Genomic DNA, 23,976 nt, shown 5'->3' with positions numbered 1-23,976 from the left:
CGGTCTGACGATCAACGGGCACGAAGCGACTCATCTATGGGCTCTCTCAGTGAACTGGCTGATTCATTAACGCCCAACGTGCCCGCCCGGATGACCAACCTCGGCGCAAACTCCGACAACCTCCTAGGGTGAACCACGACATAACGTTTCCTCCTGTTTCGATGGTGCGTGCGAACGCATCCACGGGTCGCGGACGGCTCGCGTTCTGTTGATCTTCGCTTTTTGTGTCGTCTCTACAGTTCGACAGCGTGACGTCGCTCAGGTGCGGGACTTAGACGTACTGCTCAGGTGTGCGTTATTTATGATGTTTGCGCGCAGACGGCCTATGGCAGCGCCGCCCGCGCCGCTCGGTTCAAGCCGTTCCGTGCAACACGGGCAGAAACGGACTCGCCTCCACGTTGCCACCGCGGCGTTCACCGTCCGAGGCTGCCGGCGCCGACGGTTCAAACCCGCCTGTCGCCGGCTGCGAACCCGCAACCCCCGCAGCCGGGTTCGCGCCTTCCATCTGGCCTTCCGGCCCGCCTTCAGTGGCGTCGCCCAGCACGGCGGCGAACGTGGCCAGTTGCGAGCCGTCGGGCAGCGGTGCTTTCAGCGCGGCCACCATCAGTGAAGCGAGACGCGCGATCAGTTGCAGGTCGTTCATCGACTTGCCTTGCGAAAACTCCGAAATCAGGCTGTCGGTATCGGTGCCGGCGAGCACCCCGGACAGTGCGCCGATCGCGAAGTGCAGACGCCAGCCGAGCTCTTCACGCGGCAGATGCGGCAGCGCACGCTGGAAGGCATCGAAAAAGCGCACTGCCACCGACTCGTAGTGCGCATTCAGAAAGTCGCGAATGAACGACGACGGGTCCGTATAAGCGCGCCCCAGCAAGCGCAGAAACGCCTTGCCGCCGACGCGCGGATCGCGCGACAACCGCAGCGCGGGAATGAACATGGCGCCGAGCACGTGCTCGCAGGTCAGACGTGGGCCGAGCATTTCGTCGAAGCGGTCGAGCAGCTTGAGCCGCTCCTGGTTGAGCCGGTCGAGCCGGCGCGACAGCATCGAGTGAATCAGTGATTCCTTGCTGCCGAAGTGATAGTTGACTGCTGCGAGATTCACTTCGGCGCGCGAAGTAATCTGGCGCAGGGACATGGCCTCATAGCCGCATTCGATGAAGAGTGTTTCGGCGGCGTCGAGGATGCGGGACTTCGTGTCGCCGGCATGCCGGCCTGTTGTGCGAACTGCCATTTTGCGTCTCCCAGTTGCCGGGCATCCGGCCCGCAAACAAGCGATTCAAATGACTATTTGAAACAGCCGTTTTTTTCAGGATAAAGAAGGATGGGGATTGCGATCAAGGGCTCTATGTGGACTAACTCCTCTAGAAGACCTGACGAAGGTCCATCTTTCCAATGCGCGCGGGCGCGTCAAACCGCGCGGAAATAAAAAAGGCCGTTCCGATCGAAATCGGAACGGCCTCGTATTGCTTGCTACCTGTGTTTGGCGTTGCGTTTGCTCTGGTGAGCTTTTCTGAGTTTTTCTTTAAGGCGGTTCGAGCCGCCTTTGTAGCTATTGTGCCCGATAACGCGCCGGCGAAATAGCTGTTTAGTTCGAACGCTTAAAGCTGCGTTGCGACCTCTTTCGCCGACTGCGTCATGTCGATGCCGCGGCGTTCGCGGCTGAACGGAATCAGCGCGGCGATCACCACCACCACGATGCCGATCACGACGGCCATCACCATCGCGTAGTTGTTGCCATGCGCTTCGGCGGCGCTCGCCTGCAGCGGGCCGTTCACCGACGCGATCAGATTGCCGAGCTGGTACACGAGGCCCGGGAACGTCGCGCGAATTTCATCGGGCGAGATCTCGTTCAGGTGCACTGGAATTACACCCCATGCGCCTTGCACGGAGATCTGCATCAGGAAGGCACCGGCCGCGAGCAACACAGGCGTGGACGAGAAAGCCCACAGCGGCAACACCGGCAACGCGATCAGGGCGGCGATGAAGATCGCGCGCTTGCGGCCGATCTTCTCCGAGATGAAACCGAAGAACAGACCGCCACAGATCGCGCCGATGTTCAGGACGATCGTGATCCACGAAACGGTATGCGCGTCGAACCCATGCTGCACGCGCAGGAAGGTCGGATACAGATCCTGCGAACCGTGTGAGAAGAAGTTGAACGCGGTCATCAGCACGATCGCGTAGAGCGACAAGCCGATGTTCTGCTTGAGCGTGGCGACGAGACCCAGATGCGCTTTCTTCTCGAGTGTCTTGAAAGCCGGCGACTCCGGCACGTGCGCACGCACGTACAGCACGAGCAACGCCGGCAGCACGCCGACGAAGAACATGCCGCGCCAGCCGATGTATTGATAGAAGACGCCGAACACGACCGAGGCGAGCAGGTAGCCGCTCGGATAACCGGCCTGCAGCAGACCCGAAACGATGCCGCGCGATTTCGGCGGCACGGTTTCCATTGTCAGTGCGCCGCCCACACCCCATTCGCCGCCCATCGCGATGCCGAACAGCGCGCGCAGCACGAGCAGGGTAGTGAGGTTAGGCGAAAAGCCGGACAGCAATTCCAGCAGCGAGAAGCACGCGATGTTGACCATCAGCGTGGGACGACGGCCGTATTTGTCGGCGAGCCAGCCGAAAATCAATGCGCCGAGTGGACGCATCATCAGGGTCAGCATAATGCCGACGGCAACCGCGGGGATTTTCGTATTGAATTCCGCCGCGATATCTTTCAATACGAACACCATTAGAAAGAAATCGAATGCGTCCAGGGTCCAGCCTAGATAGGCGGCGATCGTGACGTTTCTCTGTTCCCGTGTCCAGCTCATTGATTGTTCTCCTGAGTCTCCAATAACCCGTGTTCGACGACGGGCGGCTCTGCAGCCCCGTGTGCCCTGTGCTGTGGGCTTCGAGCGAGTGTACGCCGAGTGTTAAACGCTTGCATGATTGAACCCGCGTTTATCCGTATTAATCCCTGGGGCGGATTTCACGCTGAATCTCACTGCATGGGGAATGTTTGGTAAATGTAATTATTGTATTAATCGTGTTTGATTCTACGTTCGTTGTTCGTAATGTTGGTTTCACGTCTGCGGGCGGTAATCCGGTCAATCCGGCTTCCGGGTTTCGAGTGCCGGTAGAGGCGGCACTCGTGGGATTCAGGTTGGCGGTGGCGGATAGAGGCGGGTATAACAGCGGCTCGCGGCATTCGCGCCGCGCATACAAGGAGACTGACGAATGACGATTCCGCATCTATGCCTGCTCATCGTGATGGTGCTGCCGTTTCCGTGGACCATGCTGTCGAAGGTCAGCAAGCGCTACGACAATGGCGCGCCGCGCGCTTATCTCGCCGGCCTCGAAGGCTGGCGCGCGCGCTCACGCTGCGCATCAGAACGCGTGGGAAGCACTGGCGATGTTCACCGCGGCAATCGTCGTCGCGGGGCAGGCAGGCGGTTCGAGCCCATGGATCAACTGGCTGGCGATTATTTTTGTCGTCACGCGCGTGCTGCATGGCGTGCTGTATGTGGCGAATCTGGCGTCGTTGCGCTCGCTGGTGTGGTTCGTCGGGGTCGCGTCTGTGGCGTCGATGTTTTTCGTATCAGTGAACTGAGGTAAGGCGAAATGTGGGGCGGTGCCGACGGATGCGCGCGCCGTCGGCTTCAACGATCCGGACGGTCTCAAGCGCTTACGTTTCCGTTGAAGGAAGCTGGTGCATGCCACATATGCGCGCAACGCATTAGTCGAGCAGAAAAATTAATTAGATTCATGTTGCGACGCGGAATAAGATGTTCGCCGTCCCATTAATTCCGCCTCTGTCGACGCACCATGTCAGTCAAATCAATCACTTCGGGGCCACGGCGGCGCGCGCGCAACCCCCTTGCGGCAATGGTCGCGGTCACGTTGCTGACCGGCATTGGCGCCGGTCTCGGCGGCATGTTGCTCGCCTTGCTGCTGCACGGCATTCAGCACCTTGCATACGGCTACAGCGTGACGCACGTGATCAGCAGCGAGAGTTTTCTGCAAGGTGTTACCGATGCCGCGCCTGAGCGTCGCGTGCTCGTCCTGACGATGTGCGGACTGGTGGCAGGGCTCGGCTGGTGGTCGCTGTATCGTTTCGGGCGGCCGCTCGTGAGCATTCGCCAAGCCGTCTCTTGCAGGCCGCATCGCGCGCGGACAGCGCCTGTTTAGTCCTACGAAGCAGGCGACGGTACGGGCGATACCGCGTGCAAATCCATGCTCCCGAGGTTATCCCCCAGGATTTTGTTGTCGGGCGAGTAAGGAAACAGTAACTCGATCTTGATCCCGTTCGGGTCTTCAACAAAGAGCTGGTGCTCCGAAAGTTCCGGAACGACTCGTTCCTGGAATGGCAAACCCAGTGCGCTGAGGCGTTTCTGATAGTCCGCCAGACCGATACAGCGCATCGCTATATGGTCAAGCGAGCCGCCTCCGGGCGACACCGCGCGATCGCCCAGGTATGCCGTCATCTGCGCATTGTTTGCTTCAACGTTGGCGATATGGACCAAGGGCCGGTCGCCGGCATACATCCATCTGCCGGGGAACCTGAATCCGGGGCGCCAGCCTTCTGTCATTCCAATGGCGTCACGGAAGAACGCAGCGGTCTCGTCGACTTTAGCCGTGCGCAAGGTGAAGTGGTCAAGCCGCAGAATGCTCATGGAATCTCCAGAAAATTGGTCGATCGATAAATATCAGGCCAGCAGGTTAAATCTCTTTTAATCGTATCGAGGGAAAACATGATCAAGAAACGTGAGGTCAAGTCGTCGGTCGGTGCGGTCCTGCCTGTCGAGGAATCGCACCCAGCCTTACGTTCCATGCCGTGTGCGAGCGCAAGCGCAGTCCTTGGTAGGCTACAAAGCGCACGTATGTTGAACGACATAGGTGCAACGATGCTAGACCAGGCCGGCTTCGATGAGAGCCAGCATTTGGGCGGTTGCGTCGCCCGCGCGTTTAGCAATCTCTTCCTCGCTGGCGCTTACCACGCCGAATAGTGCCTCGTCGAAAAGGCCGGCCTTGAGTAGCGCCGCGAAGACCGCGGCAGCTCCGTACCTGTCAGCTACTTTCCAGCCCGTGACAGGCAGCCACCGGTCGAGGTAGCGCGCGAACAGTGCATCACGGACGCCCGTGACTTCTTCGCGATAGCGGCGAGCTAACTCCGGGAAGCGGGGCGCATCCCGGGTCACGACGCGATAAAGGGCCAACTGTTCCTCCGAAAGCGCGTGCCGCAGATAGTCGCTGCCTGCCATTGGCAACGCGACGGCCGGAGGTTCGCTAAACCAGGATGGCTCGTCCTGTTCGGCAGATTCCGACGTGTCGGACGGCTTCGTGCCGGACGGCGAGCAGGCCGCCTGCATCACCGCACTGAACAGATCGTCCTTGCTCTCGAAGTGCCGGTATAGCGTCTTGATGGATACACCGGCGTCCGCCGCGATGCGATTGACCGAGCTTTCGGCATAACCGTTTTCAAGGAAGGCCCGCAGCGCAGCGTCGACGATCATCGTTCGCTTGCGCGACATCAACGCGGCTTTCGGATTGTCATCCGACCAGGTCTTGACCATAAGTGTCCCTCTTTTATCTGCTTGACGGATGATACGACAGCGACCACTATACCACAAACGACAGCGATCACTGTCGTTGTTGTGCCGGGTCGACTTTACCTCTTGGGGAAAGGACTCGGTTTCCATGTGACCGTTTCCTGATGGACATTCAGATGAGTAACCCTCTTTCACAATCGCTGCGACTACCCAGCGGCGCGATTCTCGCAAACCGCCTCGCCAAGGCAGCCATGAGCGAAGGCATGGCCGATGCTAACAATCATTCGACGCCGCGCCTCGAAGCGTTGTACCGGCGCTGGGCGCGTTCTGGCGCCGGGCTGCTTCTCTCCGGCAATATCCAGGTCGACCGGTGGCATCTCGAGCGCCCGGGCAATATCGTGATCGACGACGAGAGCGGACAGGAGCAGCTCGCACGGCTCGCCGCTGCAGGAACGTCGGACGGCGCGCATTTCTGGGCTCAACTCAGTCATACCGGACGACAGGTGCAAAGTGTGATCAATACGTCGCCGCTCGCGCCGTCATCCGTCGACATCGATGTGATGCGGGGCGCCGGCTTTTCGTTCGCCACGCCGCGCGAAATGACGGAAGAGCAGATTCAGCAGGCCATCGGGCAATTCGCCTTCGCTGCCGGGAAAGTGCGCGAGGCCGGCTTCACCGGTGTCTCGCTGCATGGGGCGCACGGGTACCTGATTTCGCAGTTCCTTAGCCCGCTCGCCAACAAGCGCACGGACCGCTGGGGAGGTTCGCTTGAAAATCGCTCCCGGTTCGTACTCGAGGTGCTGGCTGCGGTTCGCTCTGCCGTTGGTCCCGACTTTCCGGTTGCACTCAAGCTCAATTCATCCGATTTCCAGAAGGGCGGCTTCACCAATGCCGAGTGCATCGAACTGGTGAAGAAGCTCAACGATTCTTCGCTCGATCTGCTCGAGCTATCGGGCGGTTCGCTCGAGCAGCCGAAGATCGCGGGCCTTACGCTAAAGGACGAGGGAGAAGACGCGCCGCGCGAAAGCACCGTTAAGCGCGAAGCATTTTTCGTGGATTTCGCCGCCTCCGTTCGTGCGGCGGCGAAGATGCCTGTGATGGTGGTCGGTGGATTTCGCACGACGGCAGCCATGATCGAATCGCTGGAGCGCGGCGAACTGGATCTCATCGGGCTCGGCCGTCCGATCATTGCAGATCCTGAAGTTCCGAAGCGCATTCTCTCCGGCGAAGTCGATCGTGCGTCCAGTCCTGAGGCTGCGCTCCATCCGTTTCATCTGCTTCCGTGGAACAACATGCAACTCGAACGGCTGGCAGACGGTCTCGATCCGGATCTGTCGCTAGGTGGCGAGGATGCCGTGGCGCAGTTCACCGAACTCGAGACTCGCGTCATCACAACGCTGCTGCAGCACAGAGCCATGGCCTGATGTTCAGACAACGCAATGGAGTATCCAATTGACCACGGAGCTATGGAGTTGAAGAGCATTAAAATACCATGTGATATTTGAATTCTATATGGTATTGTTTGGATGTAATCCAACCGTCGTTCGCGAGTGCGCCTCGACTACCTCGAAGATCTGGTAGGCCAGCAGAGACGTAGCGGTACGAAGAAGATCCACTGGGGTGCGGGGCGTCTTTCGCGGGCGCGTGCCATGCGCACCGCAACTTTCACGGACATGGAGTCAGCTTTATATGCAGCCTATCGCCACTTACAGCACGCCGCAAAGCCCTTCGGACATTCTGAGTCAGCCCCTGGCATTACCATGCGGCGTGACGCTACCAAATCGCCTGGTCAAGGGTGCAATGTCAGAGTTCCTTGCCGATTCCCGCAATCGCGCGACGGAAAAGCACGCGACACTCTATCGCACGTTCGCGCGTAAGGGCCCCGGACTGCTTTTCACTGGCAATGTGCAGGTGGATCGGCTGCATTTGGAGCACGGCTCAAATGTCGTGATTCAAGGTCCTCAGGACGCCAAAGCCCTTGCGGCACTCAAGGCGTGGTCATCGGCCGCAAAGGCATTCGGCGGTCAGGTCTGGATGCAATTGTCGCATTCCGGCCGACAGACTCAGAAGTCGATCAATCTTGCGCCCAAAGCCCCTTCCGCCGTTAAGGTGAACTTGCCCGGCGATCGTTTCGGGACGCCGGTCGCGTTGACCTCGGACGAAATTGAGGACCTCGTCGAGCGGTTCGCTCATGCCGCGGGGGTAGCTCGTCAGACAGGCTTTGACGGTGTGGAGTTGCACGCCGCTCATGGTTATCTCGTCTCCCAGTTCCTGTCGCCCCTCACCAATCTACGAAGCGACCGCTGGGGTGGTAACCTGGCCGGCCGAGCTCGCTTTCTACTGGAGGCAGTTAGACGTATCCGGGCCACCGTCGGGGCCGACTTTCCAATCGGCGTCAAGCTCAATTCGGCGGACTTTCAGCGCGGCGGTTTCAGCTTCGAAGACAGTCAGATTGTCGCGGGCTGGCTTGATGAGGCCGGAGTCGATCTCATCGAAATATCCGGGGGCAACTATGAGCAGCCCAAGATGGCAAACATTGAGGGGCTTGAACCCTCCTTTGATCCCACTATCAGCAGATCCACTCAGGAACGGGAGGCCTTCTTCTCTCGTTTTGCGCCTGAGATCCGCCGCAGTGTCAGTCGGGCCAAGCTCATGGTCACCGGAGGTTTCCGCACGGCGAAGGGCATGGCTCAGGCGATTACCGACGATGGTATCGACTTGATTGGATTGGGGCGACCGCTATGTCTCTATCCGGAAGCTCCGTCCGAGCTATTAAAGGGTGACCTTGATCAATTCGAGCCGTGGGAGCATCGGCTGCGGTTGGGGCCTGGCCTTCTCGGGCCGCAGTCCCCGATCAAGATCCTCAAGGCAATCAATGGGTTTGGAACAATGAATTGGTATAACGAGCAACTTCTTCGTTTAGCCGACGGACTTCCTGCTGATCCCAAGATGAATTTCCTGATGGCATTCGTTCGGGGCAGCAATCGCGAGCGTCGGGTGGCGCGAGCTTTGGAGTCTGACCGATAGTCTGTCGGGGTCACTATCGTAAATACCTAATAGACCTCCAATACCATTCGGTATCTTTGATTGGTACACTACCCATCAATCCATCGACGGGTGACGGACGACATTGAAAACGGAGGATGCACATGGATAAGTTGAACGGCAAGGTAGCACTGGTAACGGGCGGCGCGCGAGGTATCGGTGCGGCTATCGCATTCGCTATGGCGAGCGAGGGTGCCACGGTTGTCCTCACGGATATTGATAAAGCGGCGGCGGAAACGGCGGCTAATGCAATTCGCAAGGAGGGGTGGGGCTGCATCGCGATGTTGCACGACGTTTCGAACCCTGCCAGTTGGACAACGGTTGTTGCTGAAACGGAACGTCAACTGGGGACTCTGGACGTACTGGTGAATAACGCCGGGATATTGGTAGTGCGGTCTATAGCACAAACTAGCCTTGAGGACTTTCATCGTGTGTCCGCGGTGAACACCGATGGCGTGTTCCTTGGCATCAAGTACGGTTTCGCTGCAATGGGCACGCGTGGGGGATCCATCATCAATCTGTCTTCGCTCGGGGGGATGATCGGCGCGGCGAATCAGATTGCTTACGGCGCATCTAAGGGCGCAGTCAGATTGATGACCAAATGTGCAATGGCCGAGGCCGCGAGTTTGGGGCTGCCGATTCGTTGCAATTCCATCCATCCTGGGGTCATACATACGCCCATGACAGAAGCCCACTACGGTTTCGGAGCCGGTACAGGTGTGGATGAGATGTTCGCTTCAGCGATACCGTCAGGCCGACTTGGAACCCCACAAGACGTGGCTGCCGCAGCTGTCTACCTTGCATCGGATGACGCGTCGTACGTCAACGGTGCGGAACTGATGGTCGACGGCGGCATATTTGCCGCTCCGATTCAAAAACCGAAAGTACCTAACTGATCGGAGTGCACAGCAATCGTTTCGGCGTCTGGCGCCACTTTGGTAGGTGCGTGGCTCCAGATGTGCAATCTACAGATGCGGTGTCCAATCACTGTGTCTATCGATCGAGCCCAAAAGTTCGGTGGCAGTGGGGCGGAACACTAGCCTCACTGCTACCAATCACCATTGCTCGGTCCCGGAAGCTAAAAAAGATGTATTCGCACGCTGAATGTCGGGTACTTGAATCAGGTTGCGTTAGCTTCGACACCACATCCACAGAAATGCACGCACAAAGCGTCTCTCCACGGAATCGTCGTGTGCCCGTGTACCCGTATGTATAGGGTTTTATCGAGTGCGTGAGATCGATAGCGTTAGGTGGGGCGTCGAGTCGGAACTTGCCACTTGCGTCGAGATCAAGTGACCCGCACACCACAAGTTATGCAAAGGAACCCGATGAAAACCTCGGCATCCCAATACGGTCTGAAAAAGACATTCAACCAAGGTCATTTGGACCGCGTGATTGATCGACTCTCCGCCAGCAAGCGTGAATGGGCACGACTTCCGATCAAGCAACGTATCGATCTTCTCCAGCAGGTACGTGCAGGCGTCGTAGAAACTGCCGAGGCGTGGGCGCTACTCGCCGTTACGCGGAAAGGTCTGGCGGTCGACTCGACACTCGCGGGCGAGGAGTGGATGTCAGGACCATGGGCGATGTTGACGGCTATCGACATCTTGCTTCGTACGCTTCAGCGCATCGACGGCCATCGTTATCTGAACGGAGTGAAGGTGCGTCGCACCGCCAACGGACAAACGGCCGCAGAGGTCTTTCCGCTGACCATCACCGACAGGCTGCTGTTGAGTGGTGTGAGCGCGGAAGTGTGGATGGAACCGGACATTTCGCCCGAGACGCTGAGGCAATCATCAGCCGGCAGTTATGGTGCTGAACGTTCCTCAAACGAGGGGCGGATAGCGCTCGTACTAGGTGCCGGCAATATCACCAGCATCGCACCGCTCGACGCGCTTTACAAACTCTATGCGGAAAACAGCGTTACAGTCGTCAAACTCAACCCTGTCACAGACTATCTCAAGCCGATATTCGAGACCATTTTCAAACCGCTGATTGACGCGGGCTACTTCGCGATTGCGAGCGGTGGAGTTGACGTAGGAATCTATCTGACTACGCATTCCCTTATCGATACGCTGCACATCACTGGAAGTTCCGCTTCGCACGACGCCATTATCTTCGGTGTAGGAGACGATGGCGTGGATCGCAAAAAGCGGAATCGGCCTTTAAACAATCGCCCCATCACGAGTGAACTGGGCGCGGTCTGTCCGACAATCGTGGCTCCCGGCCCTTGGACGAAGGCTGATTTGCGATTTCAGGCCGAACACGTCGCCACTCAGAAACTTCACAATTCCGGATTCAACTGCATTGCGGCCCAGATACTCATCTTGCCGCGGGAATGGCCGTTGAAGGAGGCATTCCTCGAAGAATTGCGTCGTGCCCTGGCGCGTGCGCCCTCGCGGTCGCTTTACTATCCGGGCGCGCAGGAACGGCTCGCCGGGTTTTTGGCAACAAATCCCGAAGCGATTGAACTCGGAGATGCTGCCGACGCGTCACGCATTCTTTCCTTTATCAATGTCGAAGAGAGTGAAGAGCCGCCCAGTTTTTCGACTGAAGTTTTTGGCCCCGCTCTCGGCGTGGTGTTTGTTGAGGGGAACGATCCCGCGGGCTTCTTGCAGAGCGCGATCGCTTTCGCGAACGATCGCCTGCACGGCACGTTGGGGGCAAATGTCATCATTGACCCGGTGACTGAAAAAGCGCTTGGAGTGAATTTTGAGCTTCTGTTAGCTGAACTGCGCTACGGGTGTGTAGCGGTGAATGCCTGGAGTGGGCTGGGTTTTCTGCTCGCGCACACCCCTTGGGGCGCATTCCCTGGCCACCCGCTTAATGACATTCAGAGTGGCAAAGGATTCGTTCACAATGGTTTTCTATTTGATCGGCCGCAGCGCTCGATCGTTCGCGCGCCCTTCAGACCATTTCCTCGCGGAATCTTGCACGGGAGCTTTGCCATGCTGCCAAGGCCGCCGTGGTTCGTGACGAACCGTACTGCAACCGCCACCGCTCGCAAGATTGTTGCCTTTCAGGCGAGTCCTTCCTGGCTAAAGTTGCCTGGAATTTTCCTCAGCGCGCTTCGCGGATAACTCACTTGGAGAAGAATTAGCATGTCTGTACGCTTTGCCACACCTGCATCCAGCGCATACCGTCATCAGTTGCTCATTCGTCACATTCTTGAGGGATCGATAGCGGCAGCGGCAGAGCAGGAAATCGTCTACCGAGGCGAGCATCGCCAATCATATACGGATCTCCTTGAACGGGTAAATCGGCTAGCCAGCATGCTGAAAACACTGGGTGTCAGGCCTGGTGAGACCGTGGCGGTAATGGATTGGGACAGTCATCGTTATCTGGAAGCTTACTTCGCCGTGCCTATGATGGGTGCAGTTCTTCAGACAGTTAACGTCCGCCTGTCCACCGAACAAGTAGTTTATTGCTTATGCAGCTCGACTGCGTCTGTATTGCTGTTTCATCGAGATTTTGCGCCTCTGCTGGACGCGATCCTTCCGCAATTGCCCGGTATTCGATGCCGTGTCCTGATCGCCGACGGTGAAGAGTTTTGCAAAGACGGTACCGAAGGCGAATATGAGGAATTGCTCTCCGCCAGTCACGTACGCTTTGATTTTCCGGAGTTTGATGAAAACGCGCTTGCGACCACGTTTCATACGACCGGTACGACAGGAAACCCAAAGGCGGTGAGCTTCAGTCATCGGCAGCTTGTACTTCACGCACTCTCTTTGACGGCGACACTGGCCTCTCAACCGGATGGACAAGGTTTTCGGCGCGGCGATATCTATATGCCGCTCACGCCGATGTTTCATGTCCACGCTTGGGGAATGCCCTACGTAGCGACGATGGCAGGTGCGAAGCAAGTCTACCCAGGCAGGTATGAGCCCGAGCTGTTGCTTAAACTTAAACGCGACGAAAAGGTGAATTTCTCGCACTGTGTCCCTACCGTATTGCAAATGCTTCTTGGCGCGGCGACTGTAGCAGGACATAAGTCCATTGGTCCGTGGACGTTGCTTATCGGTGGTTCCGCGTTGTCTTCGTCCCTGCAGGAGACCGCGGGAACGTTCGGTATCAATGTTCTGGCTGGATATGGCATGTCAGAAACAGCACCGACGATTTGCATCGCTCGGCATGACAGGAATGCAGCCGATGACCGAGGCGCAGCGCTTCGCCGCGCGGGCATGCCGATTCCTCTGGTCCAAACCATGATCGTCGACCCGGATATGAATCCGCTCCCAGCCGACGGTCGCAGCGAGGGCGAACTCGTATTGCGCGCCCCATGGCTCACGCAAAGTTATGAAGGTGACGTGGCCGCAAGCGAGGGGTTATGGCGTGGCGGATGGTTGCATACGCAAGATCTGGCGGTCATCGATCAGAACGGTGCTGTTGCGATTCGCGATCGACTCAAGGACGTGATCAAGACTGGTGGTGAATGGGTATCTTCAACCCAGGTTGAGGACCTGATCATGCTTCACCCGGATGTCGCAGAGGCCGCCGTGATAGCAATTCCGGACATGAAGTGGGGCGAGCGTCCGTTCGCATTCGTTGTTCCGATTGCGTCGGCGGCAGCGTCGCTTACTGCTGACTTGTTGCGGAATCACTTGGTAGCGTTCGTAGAGAAGGGATTGCTTAACCGGATTGCCATACCGGGGAACATCGCCATTGTGGAAAACCTGCCACGGACGAGCGTCGGCAAGATTGATAAGAAAAATTTGCGAACCCAATTCGAAGCGAGTGACGCAAGCAAGGCATGAAGTCAAGTGTGATATGCGTCTATTAACGAGGCGTAACGGCCGGTGTCGTTTCCGCGGGCCCAGAGTACGGACCGGATATCGACATAGGAGATGTCAATGATGCAGAGCAATGCAAGAGTCAGTCGGCTTTCGCGGATTGAGCAACAAGCGCTCACACGCAGGCGACTGATTAGCGCCGCTGAATTTGCATTTTCACGGTTTGGCTACGAAGGAGCATCTCTTGAATTGATTGCAGCGGAGGCCGGCTACACCAGAGGTGCTCTTTACTTCAATTTTTCCGATAAAGAGACTCTCTTTTCCGAAGTACTGCGTCTCCATATGGAAAGCAATATCGCGGCGTTGGAGCGGATTGATCGCCTGAAGCCAGAGAAAATTTTTGACGCAGTGGCGAGTTGGGTCAAGACGACCCAAGCCAGCTCACAGCTAATTGCGGAACTGATGCTTCACACGCGGCGAAGCATCGAATTCGCGACCCGCTACCATACGTTTCAAAAGGACTTAATTGACACGCTGGCACGTATCCTTGAGCGCCACTTTGACGCGCAGTCCACAGCTATTCCGGTCGATGCAGTGCACCTGGCGGATGGAATTACCGCTTTGGCTCGTGGACTGAGTCTGCAGGCTTCTGACCAACCAGCGGCAACGCATTGCGAGTCGGACACCCTCATTGACGAGATGCTGAAGGTCCTTATCCGCGCCTAAGCCGTCGCTTCGGTACTCCCTTGCGTTCCTCGGCAAACTCACAGTGACTGCAGGCCTGCCATAGATCGAGCGACGAAGAGCCAATAGCATAGACATGCGTTCCTACGTTCGAACGGACAATTGAGTGACAACTCCCCGTATCGCATCGACAGATGCGGCTGCGGGCGCGACTGCTTCAGGCCTTGCCTAACCGCCAAGAACGCTTATCGAATATGGATTGCCCTGTCCGGATCGAGAGCTATGCGCACTTTTGGCGGCCTCGTTGGCAGCTACGTGAAGGCGACGGCCCCTTCTCCGTCACGCGTCGCACCTTTTCAGGCCGGAAGCGAGCCAGCCGGCGGATTCGACCAAACTCCTCCATCAATACAAATACCGATTGATATTAGAAGATCAAATGGTATGCTTTCCATCAGCATGGCGTTACATGCGACTTTGATGTTTTCACGTCTTGTTCGGTGATTCCGAAACCTACTAGATATTTGGAGGAAGACTTATGGCTCGGCTGGAAGGCAAGGTAGCGATCATTACTGGGGCGGCGAGCGGGCAGGGAGCAGCGGAGGCACGGCTGTTCGTTGCGGAAGGGGCTCGAGTTGTGATTGCGGACATTCAGGAGGCTGGCGCCCAGGTTGCGGCTGAATTGGGTGAGGCGGCCTTTTTCGTAAGGCACGATGTAGCGGATCAGGGCTCCTGGGAGCGCGTGATCTCGGAGACGCTTGATCGGTTTGGCCGACTCGACATCTTGATTAACAACGCCGCCATGTTCGACCCGAAACCGTTGATGCAAACGGAGCCGGCAGAACTCGACAAGCACTATCGAGTCAACCAGCTCGGAGTGTTCCTTGGTATGCGCGCAGCGGTCGAACCGATGAAGTCCTCTGGCGGGGGCTCGATTGTGAACATCTCGTCCGTTTCCGGATTGCGCGCCCTGCCTGGTCAGTTTGCATACTCGTCTACCAAGTGGGCCGTTCGCGGTATGACGGGTTGTGCGGCAGTCGAGTTGGCACCTTTTGGCATACGAGTCAACTCGGTCTTTCCGGGCCTGATTGACACACCTATGCTCGCAGGCAACTCGCCGGAGACCAACGCGTTCTACGCAAAGATGGTGCCGCTGGGACGGATGGCCAAGCCGGGAGAAGTGGCCGAAGCGGTCGCCTTCCTGGCGTCAGACGCAGCCAGCTACATGACTGGCGCGGAGATTGCGGTGGACGCTGGCGCAAGACTTTAGTCAATCGAATCGGTGCGCGGCTTCACAAGTTGCCGCGCGAATGAATGACTGGAATGCGCCGGTTTTTCGACAAGCCGGCGCATTGCCAATACGAAAGCGAGAGAGCAATGGGCATGAGTTTGCAAGGCAAGGTCGCGGTGGTAACTGGCGGAAGCTCTGGGATTGGCCTTGAAGCAGCGAAACTGTTCGTTGACGAAGGGGCGTTTGTCTTCATTACGGGTCGGCGACAGTCTGAATTGGATCGTGCGATGTCTGAGATCGGGCATCATGTTCGCGCCGTCCAAGGCGACATCTCCAACTCTGCCGATCGCCAACGCCTCTACGAAATAGTCGCGGCAGAGGCGGGCTACATTGACGTACTGTTCGCCAACGCTGGCGTCGGTGACGTTGGGCCTATTGGCACGATCACCGAAGAGCACTTCGATCATATTGTTGGGGTCAATTTCAAAGGAACGTTGTTCACCGTTCAGGAGGCGTTGCCGCTCTTCAGAGACGGCGGTTCAATCATCCTGACCGGCTCGATCGCTGGCGCAAAGGGTTTTGGCGATCTGGTCGTCTATAGCGCGACTAAGGCGGCATTGCGTTCGCTAGCCAGGACCTGCACAGCAGGGCTCAAGGATCGCAAGATCCGGGTGAATTTGTTAAGTCCAGGGACGACAGATACGCCGATCATCGCACCGATGCCGGACGACATGAAGGCCGGCTTTGCTAGCTTGGCTCCGGCGGGCCGACTGGCTCACCCGGCGGAAATTGCGACCGTCGCCTTATTTTTGGCATCTGATGCATCCAGCTTCGTGACAGGTGCCGAAATATTCGCGGACGGTGGAGCGGCGCAGGTGTAGATCGGCATGGAGCGGGCTGATTGATCGAGGCCGCCCTTACGGTGAAGTTCCACGAGCCTATGTTTGGCGACTAACTGGTTTGGTGGGGAAGCTTTCGATCTACGAGCTATCTTGCATTTTTCGATAAGTAATACTGTTTAATTGATGTGGTCACGTAGAGCATGACGGCGAAGGGCCAACCACCCGGCTGACACAGCTCCAGCGAAAATTCACGCAGTTGTGAGAAACGAAGATAGGGAGTGTCATGGTTATCAGTAACCCCTTCGAAATTTGCTTTCTTCTTATCGTTTTCTCACTGCTCGGGATAATTCTCGTCGGGAACATACTTAGAGCGCTCAAGCTGGAGCGATGCCGTCCGAGCCTGGCTGGTGCCATCATCGGGGTGGCGACGGGGCTGGCAATCATTGAGGCGCTCCCGTGGATTTCTTGAGTCGATGCTACGGGTCGAACAACGCGCACTGGTCTCTCAGCGCCGAGCGTGTCGTTCGAAAACCGGAACAGACGGTTTCTGTGGATGTGCGACATAAATTTAAATACCGATTGATATTTAAAGTCACATTGGTATCATTGGTCTCAAGCTACACATTTGCAGTAGGTCGACTGACGGACGCAGCGGCGCAATGGACGAGGTCAGCACTATGACTTGCGGTTCACTTGACTGTGAAGGTGGCAATCATCTCACGCGTGGTCGGGGGTGGAGCTGGGATGGTTGTGGCCACGGGGCCTGTAGCTGTTAAGAGTCTTCAGCGTGGCTGATGTTGCGATTCCGGTTGGGTGCACAGTCCATGAAAATGTAATCCTCGCTTCGTAAGAGAGTTGGCGAGTATCAATTGATGATAGTTAGGAATGCAATTGATATAAATGGCTCGGGACGAGATGTTTATCTGGACATAAATACTAGACGGCTGCGTTGAACATCGCGGCCTTAAGCAAACAGGAGACGCCGGAAATGTTTGATGCTAGACCGCAAGAGACGCTGGCTGGGCGACTGAAGGGAACGATTGCTCTCTCAGCGGTGTTGATGGCTACAGTCCCCACCGGTGCCTGGGCATTTTCATTCAACATGCCATCGGACTGGCAGGTCAGTTGGGACAATACGCTGACCTACAACCTTGGAATGCGCGTTAACGGCGTCGATCCGCTCATAGGAAGTAACCCAAACTATGACGAATCCGACTATAAGTTTGCGCACGCGGGCGACATCGTCACCAATCGAACTGCACTGCTTTCGGAATTGAACGTGACGTATCAAGGGCACGTCGGCTTTCGTCTCTCTGCGTCAATATGGAAGGACTTCGCGTACGGAGGTGGAGACGTCTCAAATCCCGGGATCTATGCGCCCGCAGGTGGTGGGTTCCCGGCTATCACGTACCACTCGATCGATTCTTATTCGGACAGCAAGTATTCCTCTTATACGAATCGCTACTACGCTCAGGGCGAGCAGCTGCTTGATGCATTCGTGTTTGACAACTTTGACGTGGCGGGAAAAAACGTTTCCCTGAAGCTTGGGCAGTTTACGGAATACTGGGGTAACGCTCTGTTCTTTCCGCTCGAGGGTATCTCGTACTCTCAGGGCGCCATTGATGCCATAGCGTTGTCTGCAAGTCCCGGCGCGGAGGTTCAACAGCTATTTCTGCCTCGCCCGCAACTTAGCTTGACCGCGCATCTCACGCCTGAAGTTTCGCTTTCAGGTCAATATGCGTTCGTTTTCAATTCAAACCGCTTGCCTGCCGGGGGGACATTCCTCGCTCCCGCTGATTTTCTCTTTACTGGGCCGTCCAATTTCTTCGTTGGTGCCGTGCCGAGCAGCCAATTGGGCTTGCCGGCCGGCGGATATCTGCCTATCAACGTGCCGGCCGGCGCTAGCAATACACCACGGAATCTTGATAATAATTTCGGCGTGAAGCTAGGTTGGACACCAGCATTTCTAAATGGTGGGATGGGTTTCTATTTTCGACGCTTCGACGAAACGCAGCCTTGGGCTCCCTTGCTGGATTTCGGAGCCGGCGGAGTTCCTACGGATTACCATCTTTCGTACAACCGCGGGGTCCAACTATTCGGATATTCCCTCGATACCACAATAGGAAATATCGGCACCGGTTTCGAAGCCTCATACCGAAGAAATACCGCACTGAATAGTACAGCTAGTCCGCTGGTGCCGGTTGAGCCGCAAGGTGCAAAGGGAAACACGCTTAACCTGATCGCGAACGCGATTGTCCCGTTGTCGCGGTCATTTCTGTGGGATACCGGAACGCTGACTGCCGAACTGGCTTATACGAGACTTTTGTCCGTCACCGCAAATCAGCTTCTCTATAACGGCGTGGGTTACGCCGGTTGTAGTACCGGCAAAAAATGGGACGGATGTTCAACTCGCAACTATGCCGCAGCCGAAATCCTGTTCCAGCCGCAATGGTTGCAGGTTTTTCCGGGCGTCGATCTGAGTATGCCGATTTCGGATGTGTTTGGTATCTACGGAAATAACCCGCAGGTAGGTACTTCGCAGAATGGGCAGGGGACAAACTCGTTTTCGATTGGTGTGCAGGCAACGATCCGGCAGAAAACGACAGTTACGCTCGCATACAACGGGTACCACGCTCATACCAATGGAGTCGCCTTTACACCAAGCGGTCTTGCCTACTATTCCAGCGGCAACGGACTGTTTGGAAATAACGACCGTAACTGGGTTTCACTCACAATGCAAAGCTCGTTCTAGTAATACTTGTTGGAGGAGACGTTATGAAGAAGGTATTTGGAATTATGGCGGGAATGCTTGTCGTTGTCTCGCATTCAGGAGTTGCGCTCGCGGCGGTATCGGCGGACGAGGCCAGGAAACTAGGCACCTCGCTTACAGAGTTCGGCGCCGAGAAACAAGCAAGTGCCGATGGCGCGGTTCCCGCGTATACGGGCGGGCTTACCACGCCGCCCGCCGACTTTGATCCGAAGAGCGGCTTGATTCCGGATCCGTTCAAGGATGAAAAGCCGCTGTACAGCATTACTGCGAAGAATATGTCGCAGTATGCGGATCGGCTGACGCCTGGGGTGCAGGCATTGCTCAAGCGCTTTCCGACTTATCGTGTTGATGTCTATCCCACACATCGGACCATGCACTATCCGAAGTGGGTGCTCGACAACACACTCAAAAATGCCATCACTGCAAAGCTCGTTGGGAAGATTCAAGGGGATGGCGTGGAGGGTGCATTTGGCGGCCTTCCGTTTCCAATTCCGAAAGATGGCTATGAAGCAATGTTCAATAGCAGTCTGAACTTTCAGCGGACTCAGTACGAAGATCAGGCAAAGTCCTGGTTGGTCGACAGCGCTGGAAATCGCAGCGAACTTCCCGAGAATGACGCGAACGATTACCGACCGTACTACGATCGGGTGCTAGGGCAAGGGAAGGCGCCGCATAACGCTTACGACATTTATCACGTTGTCCAGGTATCTCCGCCGACCGGAGTTGGGACAGCGATCCTTGCGTACACTCCCATTAATAATTCGGTAGACGATCAAACGACGTGGCTATATATGCCCGGGCAGCGGCGGACGAGAATGGCTCCCGACTATAAATACGACACACCAATTTCCCAATTCGGTGGCGTTATGTTTTGGGACGATCTTGGACTCTTTCATGGGCGGATGGATCGGTTCGATTTCAATTTGATCGGTAAGAAGGAGCTGATTGTTCCGTACAGTTCGTATAAGTATCTGTCGATGTCGCCAGACCAGTTGTTCGGGAAAGAGCATCTAAATCCAGACGCAATTCGTTGGGAGACGCACCGTGTATGGGTTGTCGAAGCAACTCTGAAACATGGGGAGCGGCATGCCTATTCGAAGAGAACGTTCTACGTTGATGAGGATAGCTGGGCGATCGTGGAAGCGGACGCGTACGATCCCGAAGGGAAGCTATGGAAGGTTGGATTTGACTACACATTTAATTTTTACGATGGGGGCGGGGGAGTGTTTAGCGCAACCTATAACATTTACGATTTACAGAAGGGCAACTATTTCGGGACAAATTCTGGCGGTCCTGTCGATGGCCGTCCGTTGATCAAGCCTTTCGATACGCATCAAAAAGAGAACTTGTTCACCCCAGCAGGCATGGCCGGAACTGGTATGCACTGAAGAAAAAGCAGAGCGGCGCATCGGTCCGCGTTTCGGATGTGCTGCTCTGCAAATGGATTGGGATAGTGCGTTATTTCTCGAATCGGTTTTTGATTAGGTTTACTGATATGGTCATCTTCGAGAAGGTGTTGGACGCCCACGGTACGAGGAAGTGGACCGGTGTCGCTGTGGCTATCGCGATGGCGTTTGTGGGACTGGGCAATCAGGTCGCAACTGCATCAACGGCAGCATCGGACGGCTCGACGAATCGAGCTTTCGTTGATCCTCTTGACGCGCCGGCGCTGATGCGTACGTCCGTTGCTGGGCGACCCATAATGTCAGTTGTGGGTGCGGGCCGACGCCTTGTTGCGGCAGGCATGCGCGGCTTGATCGCGATATCCGATGACGGTGGCAAGACGTGGACGCAGGCTTCTGTGCCGGTCCAAAGCGATTTGCTGGCGCTCAGTTTCCCAACGAACCTCGAAGGCTGGGCAGTGGGCCACGACGGGGTGGTGCTGCACAGCGGGGATGGCGGGGCAACGTGGAGTCGGCAACTGGATGGGCGCGTTGCGGCGCGCAGCCTGTCTGCCATATATCAACAGAAGGTCGCGGCCGGCGATCAGTCGGTACAACCCTATCTGGATCAGTTGAATCTCAACTATAAAAGCGGCCCCACGTTGCCGTTCGTCAGCGTGGCGTTCGAAAACGCCCGCATGGGGTTCGCGGTTGGTTCGTTTGGGATGATCGTAGCAACTGAGGATGGCGGAAAGACTTGGCAACCTTATCTGGACCGTATTGATGACCCTCAGTTCCTGCATCTGAACTCGATTCAGTACATCGAAGGGAATCTTTATATTGCCGCGGAAAAAGGGACCGTCTTCAAATTCGACCGCCAATCTGGACGGTTTGTCGCCGCGACGACGGGGTACCCAGGAAGCTTCTTCGGCATTGTGGGCAATGCCAAGGTGCTATTGGCCTACGGATTGCGCGGCACCGTCTATCGCAGCACGGATTCGGGCACTACGTGGACACCGACGAACGTACCCATGCACGGCGCCATTACTGGCGCCGCCTATCTTCCGCAGCGCCGCGCGTTTGTTTTGGTGACAAGCGCCGGAGAAATCGCAACCGGGGATGAGATGGGCGACAACTTCCAGTCGCAGGTAGTCGGGAACCCGACTGTTTTTACGGCCGTTCACGACATGGGAGATAGCGCTGTGGCGTTGTCCGGATTAGATGGCACGCGCATCTTAGCGCTTCACTGACTTTAGCGGATCGCCCCTGGTAGGGCCCTTGCTTCGAGATCTTGAGAGTGTCTTATGGAAAGCAATATCGGAAGCGGTGACGGGATGCCTGTAGTACGGTCGCAAAAAGACTTCGATCGCCGTTCAGGATCTCGTCTGGAACGGCTGATTTTCAATCACAGACGGTTGATCATGATCATCAGCCTACTGTTGATTGCTATTTTTGGATTTGAAGCATCAAAGTTGACGATAGGCGTGAGCTTCCACGACATGATGCCCCAATCGAGCGAATTCATTCATAACTACCTCGAGAATGCTGATTCTTTGCGTAGTCTGGGTAACTCGGTGCGCATTGTTGTTGAAAACAAAAAGGGGAGTATATATAGCCCGCAGTATCTTCAAACACTGCGCCAGATCAACGACCGGGTTTACGTGATTCGTGGAGTCGACCGCGCTTTTGTCAAATCTCTCTGGATGCCCGTTGTCCGATGGACGGAAGTCACCGCTGACGGGTTCCAGGGCGGTCCGGTTATGCCCGACGATTACGACGGTTCCCCGGCAAGCATTCAGCGCCTTCGCGTCAATATTGCTCGTGCGGGCATTGTCGGTTCCATCGTCGGGGGCGACCAGAATTCCAGTACGATTTTTGTGCCGTTGTTGACGACGTACGGCGACAGCGGAAAGCCCATCGATGACCTTGCTGTTCGAGACGCGATAGAGAAGATCCGCGCCGACTATTCAAATGATCAGATTGCGATCCACGTAATCGGCTTTGCCGAGCTCACGGGCGACCTGATTCATGGCCTGAGGCAGGTCGTCGTTTATTTCATTTTTGCTGCACTGATCGCGATGGGGATTGTGTTCCTGTACACGCGATGTCCACGCAGTACATTGCTCGTGAGTTTATGTTCTCTGACAGCGGTATTGTGGCAGCTTGGGATTATGCGCCTGCTCGGTGCAAAGCTTGATCCGTATTCGATACTCGTACCATTCCTGATCTTTGCGGTGGGCGTCTCGCACGGTGCTCAGAAAATGAATGGCGTTACGCAGGGCATCGGTCGTGGAACAGACAGATATGTGGCAGCGCGCTATACGTTTCGCAGATTATTTGCGGCGGGCCTGACTGCGTTGCTGGCGGACGCCGTCGGGTTCGCTGTTCTGATGTTCATCGACATCCCCGTTATCCGCGGGCTCGCGCTGGCAGCTTGTATTGGCGTGGTAGTGCTGGTTTTCACGAATTTGATATTGTTGCCCGTATTACTGTCATATACGGGTGTGAGCCAGGCTGCGGCTGAGCGCAGTTTGCGGACGAGCACTAATCACCCGTTTATACGACTTCTCGCACCATTCTCACGCCGACGCGTGGCTAGCGTCGTCCTGCTGCTCGCGGCCGGGCTGACTGTTGGGGGCCTTGTCGTAGGCGAACATCTCAAGATTGGCGACCTTGATCCGGGAGCGCCGGAATTGCGTGCCAATTCGCGCTACAACCGTGACGCGGCCTACGTCACAAATCACTACGGATTGTCGACGGATCAGTTTGCGATCATCGTGAAGACACCGCAAATGGGACTTACCGGCTTTCGGACACTGTTGGAGATGGACCGGCTCGAGGAAGCGTTGCGCGATGTGCCCGGGGTGCAAACTACGACGTCAGCCAGCAGCCTCGCACGCTTGTACACCGCGTCTGGTTACGAGGGTGACCCGCGATGGATGACGATCAATCGGGATCCTTATGTGACAAACGATGCGATCAACAATGTTTATGTTGCAAACCCGGAACTTGTAAACAACGATCGTTCCGTGGCCCCCATTATTGCGTTTCTTTCGGATCATAAGGCGGAGACCCTGGAACGCGTCGTTGCAACCGCGCAGCAATTCTTGTCTACGCATAACACAGGCGATACGAAATTCCTGCTCGCGGCGGGCAGTGCTGGTATCGAGGCCGCCACGAATATCGTGGTTCGCAATGCGAATAGACGCATGTTGTTCATGGTCTACGGCGCGGTTATGTTGCTGTGTTTCGTTACCTTCCGCAGTTGGCGCGCGGTTGTCGTCGCGCTGGTTCCGCTGATGATAACGTCGATCCTTTGTGAGGCACTGATGGTCGTGCTGGGGATTGGTGTAAAGGTGGCCACTCTGCCGGTTACGGCACTCGGGGTCGGTATTGGAGTGGACTACGCCTTATATTTTCTTAGCGTACAACTGGCAATGCAGCGTCGAGGTTACTCCCTGGAGGAGGCGCATCTGTCGGCTTTGAATTTTACGGGAAAAGTGATCGCGCTCATTGGCGTCACATTAGCCGCTGCTGTGGTGACTTGGGCGTGGTCGCCAATCAAGTTCCAGGCTGATATGGGTATCTTGCTTACCTTCATGTTTCTCTGGAATATGGTTGGCGCCTTGGTCCTGATCCCAGCTCTCTCGCATTTTCTATTGAGGGACGTGTCGAAATTGCCGTTGACGGAGAAAAATTCAGGCTCACCGGGGGCGAAGTCGCGCGTTGCTTCCAGTTGAGCTGGCGAGTTGATTTTGTCC

At 56.3% G+C, this 23,976-nt stretch carries 16 protein-coding genes and 2 pseudogenes; 14 read left to right on the top strand and 4 right to left on the bottom strand.

Annotated elements, in window-relative coordinates; translation table 11 throughout:
* Window positions 1–352: 352 nt before the first annotated feature.
* Complete coding sequence (locus GNZ13_RS32750; RefSeq protein ID WP_172172308.1) at window positions 353–1,228, bottom strand: TetR/AcrR family transcriptional regulator; 876 nt, start codon at window positions 1,226–1,228, stop codon at window positions 353–355.
* Window positions 1,229–1,595: 367 nt separating this feature from the next.
* Entirely contained in the window at window positions 1,596–2,816 is a 1,221-nt protein-coding gene (locus GNZ13_RS32745) for an MFS transporter (protein ID WP_172172306.1), read from the bottom strand.
* A gap of 406 nt (window positions 2,817–3,222) precedes the next feature.
* On the opposite strand from GNZ13_RS32745, the pseudogene GNZ13_RS32740 reads away from it, so the two are divergent.
* Both GNZ13_RS32740 and GNZ13_RS32735 read left to right on the top strand, forming a co-directional pair.
* A pseudogene (locus GNZ13_RS32740) lies at window positions 3,223–3,595 on the top strand (MAPEG family protein).
* Window positions 3,596–3,810: 215 nt separating this feature from the next.
* Window positions 3,811–4,134, top strand: a pseudogene (locus GNZ13_RS32735) (chloride channel protein); the annotation flags it as partial.
* Between the two features lie 41 nt (window positions 4,135–4,175).
* Here the strand turns inward: GNZ13_RS32735 and GNZ13_RS32730 are convergent.
* Together GNZ13_RS32730 and GNZ13_RS32725 are read right to left on the bottom strand one after the other, a co-directional pair.
* On the bottom strand, window positions 4,176–4,658 hold the full coding sequence (locus tag GNZ13_RS32730; protein ID WP_172172304.1) for a VOC family protein: 483 nt from the start codon (window positions 4,656–4,658) through the stop codon (window positions 4,176–4,178).
* Window positions 4,659–4,892: 234 nt separating this feature from the next.
* Window positions 4,893–5,558 carry a TetR/AcrR family transcriptional regulator gene (locus GNZ13_RS32725; RefSeq protein ID WP_172172302.1) on the bottom strand — a complete coding sequence of 222 codons (666 nt, stop codon included), beginning with the start codon at window positions 5,556–5,558 and terminating at the stop codon, window positions 4,893–4,895.
* Between the two features lie 152 nt (window positions 5,559–5,710).
* Here GNZ13_RS32725 and GNZ13_RS32720 point away from each other — a divergent pair, with 152 nt between their 5' ends.
* The 12 genes from GNZ13_RS32720 (at window position 5,711) to GNZ13_RS32665 (ending at window position 23,955) form a co-directional block, all read left to right on the top strand.
* Entirely contained in the window at window positions 5,711–6,958 is a 1,248-nt protein-coding gene (locus GNZ13_RS32720) for an NADH:flavin oxidoreductase/NADH oxidase family protein (RefSeq protein WP_172172300.1), read from the top strand.
* 265 nt (window positions 6,959–7,223) lie between these two features.
* Window positions 7,224–8,561: an NADH:flavin oxidoreductase/NADH oxidase family protein gene (locus GNZ13_RS32715; protein ID WP_172172298.1), complete on the top strand. Its 1,338-nt coding sequence runs from the start codon at window positions 7,224–7,226 to the stop codon at window positions 8,559–8,561.
* Between the two features lie 122 nt (window positions 8,562–8,683).
* The gene (locus GNZ13_RS32710; protein WP_172172296.1) at window positions 8,684–9,475 is read left to right on the top strand and encodes an SDR family NAD(P)-dependent oxidoreductase; all 792 of its coding nucleotides are present in this window, start codon (window positions 8,684–8,686) and stop codon (window positions 9,473–9,475) included.
* Window positions 9,476–9,907: 432 nt separating this feature from the next.
* Window positions 9,908–11,659 (top strand): aldehyde dehydrogenase family protein, encoded by a 1,752-nt coding sequence (locus tag GNZ13_RS32705; protein WP_172172294.1) that lies wholly within the window; start codon window positions 9,908–9,910, stop codon window positions 11,657–11,659.
* Window positions 11,660–11,680: 21 nt separating this feature from the next.
* The gene (locus tag GNZ13_RS32700) at window positions 11,681–13,333 is read left to right on the top strand and encodes a long-chain-fatty-acid--CoA ligase (protein WP_172172292.1); all 1,653 of its coding nucleotides are present in this window, start codon (window positions 11,681–11,683) and stop codon (window positions 13,331–13,333) included.
* Window positions 13,334–13,429: 96 nt separating this feature from the next.
* Window positions 13,430–14,035 (top strand): TetR family transcriptional regulator, encoded by a 606-nt coding sequence (locus GNZ13_RS32695; RefSeq protein ID WP_172172290.1) that lies wholly within the window; start codon window positions 13,430–13,432, stop codon window positions 14,033–14,035.
* Between the two features lie 493 nt (window positions 14,036–14,528).
* The gene (locus GNZ13_RS32690; RefSeq protein WP_172172288.1) at window positions 14,529–15,260 is read left to right on the top strand and encodes an SDR family NAD(P)-dependent oxidoreductase; all 732 of its coding nucleotides are present in this window, start codon (window positions 14,529–14,531) and stop codon (window positions 15,258–15,260) included.
* Window positions 15,261–15,367: 107 nt separating this feature from the next.
* Window positions 15,368–16,102 (top strand): SDR family NAD(P)-dependent oxidoreductase, encoded by a 735-nt coding sequence (locus tag GNZ13_RS32685; RefSeq protein ID WP_172172318.1) that lies wholly within the window; start codon window positions 15,368–15,370, stop codon window positions 16,100–16,102.
* 910 nt (window positions 16,103–17,012) lie between these two features.
* Window positions 17,013–18,815 (top strand): DUF1302 domain-containing protein, encoded by a 1,803-nt coding sequence (locus tag GNZ13_RS32680; protein ID WP_172172286.1) that lies wholly within the window; start codon window positions 17,013–17,015, stop codon window positions 18,813–18,815.
* Window positions 18,816–18,838: 23 nt separating this feature from the next.
* A complete protein-coding gene (locus GNZ13_RS32675; protein WP_172172284.1) occupies window positions 18,839–20,221 on the top strand; it encodes a DUF1329 domain-containing protein in 1,383 nt (460 codons plus the stop codon).
* A gap of 65 nt (window positions 20,222–20,286) precedes the next feature.
* Window positions 20,287–21,465: a WD40/YVTN/BNR-like repeat-containing protein gene (locus tag GNZ13_RS32670; protein ID WP_172172282.1), complete on the top strand. Its 1,179-nt coding sequence runs from the start codon at window positions 20,287–20,289 to the stop codon at window positions 21,463–21,465.
* Between the two features lie 54 nt (window positions 21,466–21,519).
* Window positions 21,520–23,955 (top strand): efflux RND transporter permease subunit, encoded by a 2,436-nt coding sequence (locus GNZ13_RS32665; RefSeq protein ID WP_172172280.1) that lies wholly within the window; start codon window positions 21,520–21,522, stop codon window positions 23,953–23,955.
* Window positions 23,956–23,976 lie beyond the last annotated feature (21 nt).

The sequence above is a fragment of the Paraburkholderia elongata genome (genome assembly GCF_013177735.1).
GTDB lineage: Bacteria > Pseudomonadota > Gammaproteobacteria > Burkholderiales > Burkholderiaceae > Paraburkholderia > Paraburkholderia elongata.
This window is presented reverse-complemented; position numbering and strand designations above follow the sequence as displayed.

Bases quoted from the DNA above. Each gene is read 5' to 3' on its own strand.
- GNZ13_RS32685 (WP_172172318.1), top strand. From the start codon at position 15,368: ATGGGCATGAGTTTGCAAGGCAAGGTCGCGGTGGTAACTGGCGGAAGC.
- GNZ13_RS32690 (WP_172172288.1), top strand. From the start codon at position 14,529: ATGGCTCGGCTGGAAGGCAAGGTAGCGATCATTACTGGGGCGGCGAGC.
- GNZ13_RS32700 (WP_172172292.1), top strand. From the start codon at position 11,681: ATGTCTGTACGCTTTGCCACACCTGCATCCAGCGCATACCGTCATCAG.
- GNZ13_RS32725 (WP_172172302.1), bottom strand. From the start codon at position 5,558: ATGGTCAAGACCTGGTCGGATGACAATCCGAAAGCCGCGTTGATGTCG.
- GNZ13_RS32710 (WP_172172296.1), top strand. From the start codon at position 8,684: ATGGATAAGTTGAACGGCAAGGTAGCACTGGTAACGGGCGGCGCGCGA.
- GNZ13_RS32750 (WP_172172308.1), bottom strand. From the start codon at position 1,228: ATGGCAGTTCGCACAACAGGCCGGCATGCCGGCGACACGAAGTCCCGC.
- GNZ13_RS32705 (WP_172172294.1), top strand. From the start codon at position 9,908: ATGAAAACCTCGGCATCCCAATACGGTCTGAAAAAGACATTCAACCAA.
- GNZ13_RS32695 (WP_172172290.1), top strand. From the start codon at position 13,430: ATGATGCAGAGCAATGCAAGAGTCAGTCGGCTTTCGCGGATTGAGCAA.
- GNZ13_RS32745 (WP_172172306.1), bottom strand. From the start codon at position 2,816: ATGAGCTGGACACGGGAACAGAGAAACGTCACGATCGCCGCCTATCTA.
- GNZ13_RS32715 (WP_172172298.1), top strand. From the start codon at position 7,224: ATGCAGCCTATCGCCACTTACAGCACGCCGCAAAGCCCTTCGGACATT.
- GNZ13_RS32730 (WP_172172304.1), bottom strand. From the start codon at position 4,658: ATGAGCATTCTGCGGCTTGACCACTTCACCTTGCGCACGGCTAAAGTC.
- GNZ13_RS32665 (WP_172172280.1), top strand. From the start codon at position 21,520: ATGGAAAGCAATATCGGAAGCGGTGACGGGATGCCTGTAGTACGGTCG.
- GNZ13_RS32720 (WP_172172300.1), top strand. From the start codon at position 5,711: ATGAGTAACCCTCTTTCACAATCGCTGCGACTACCCAGCGGCGCGATT.
- GNZ13_RS32675 (WP_172172284.1), top strand. From the start codon at position 18,839: ATGAAGAAGGTATTTGGAATTATGGCGGGAATGCTTGTCGTTGTCTCG.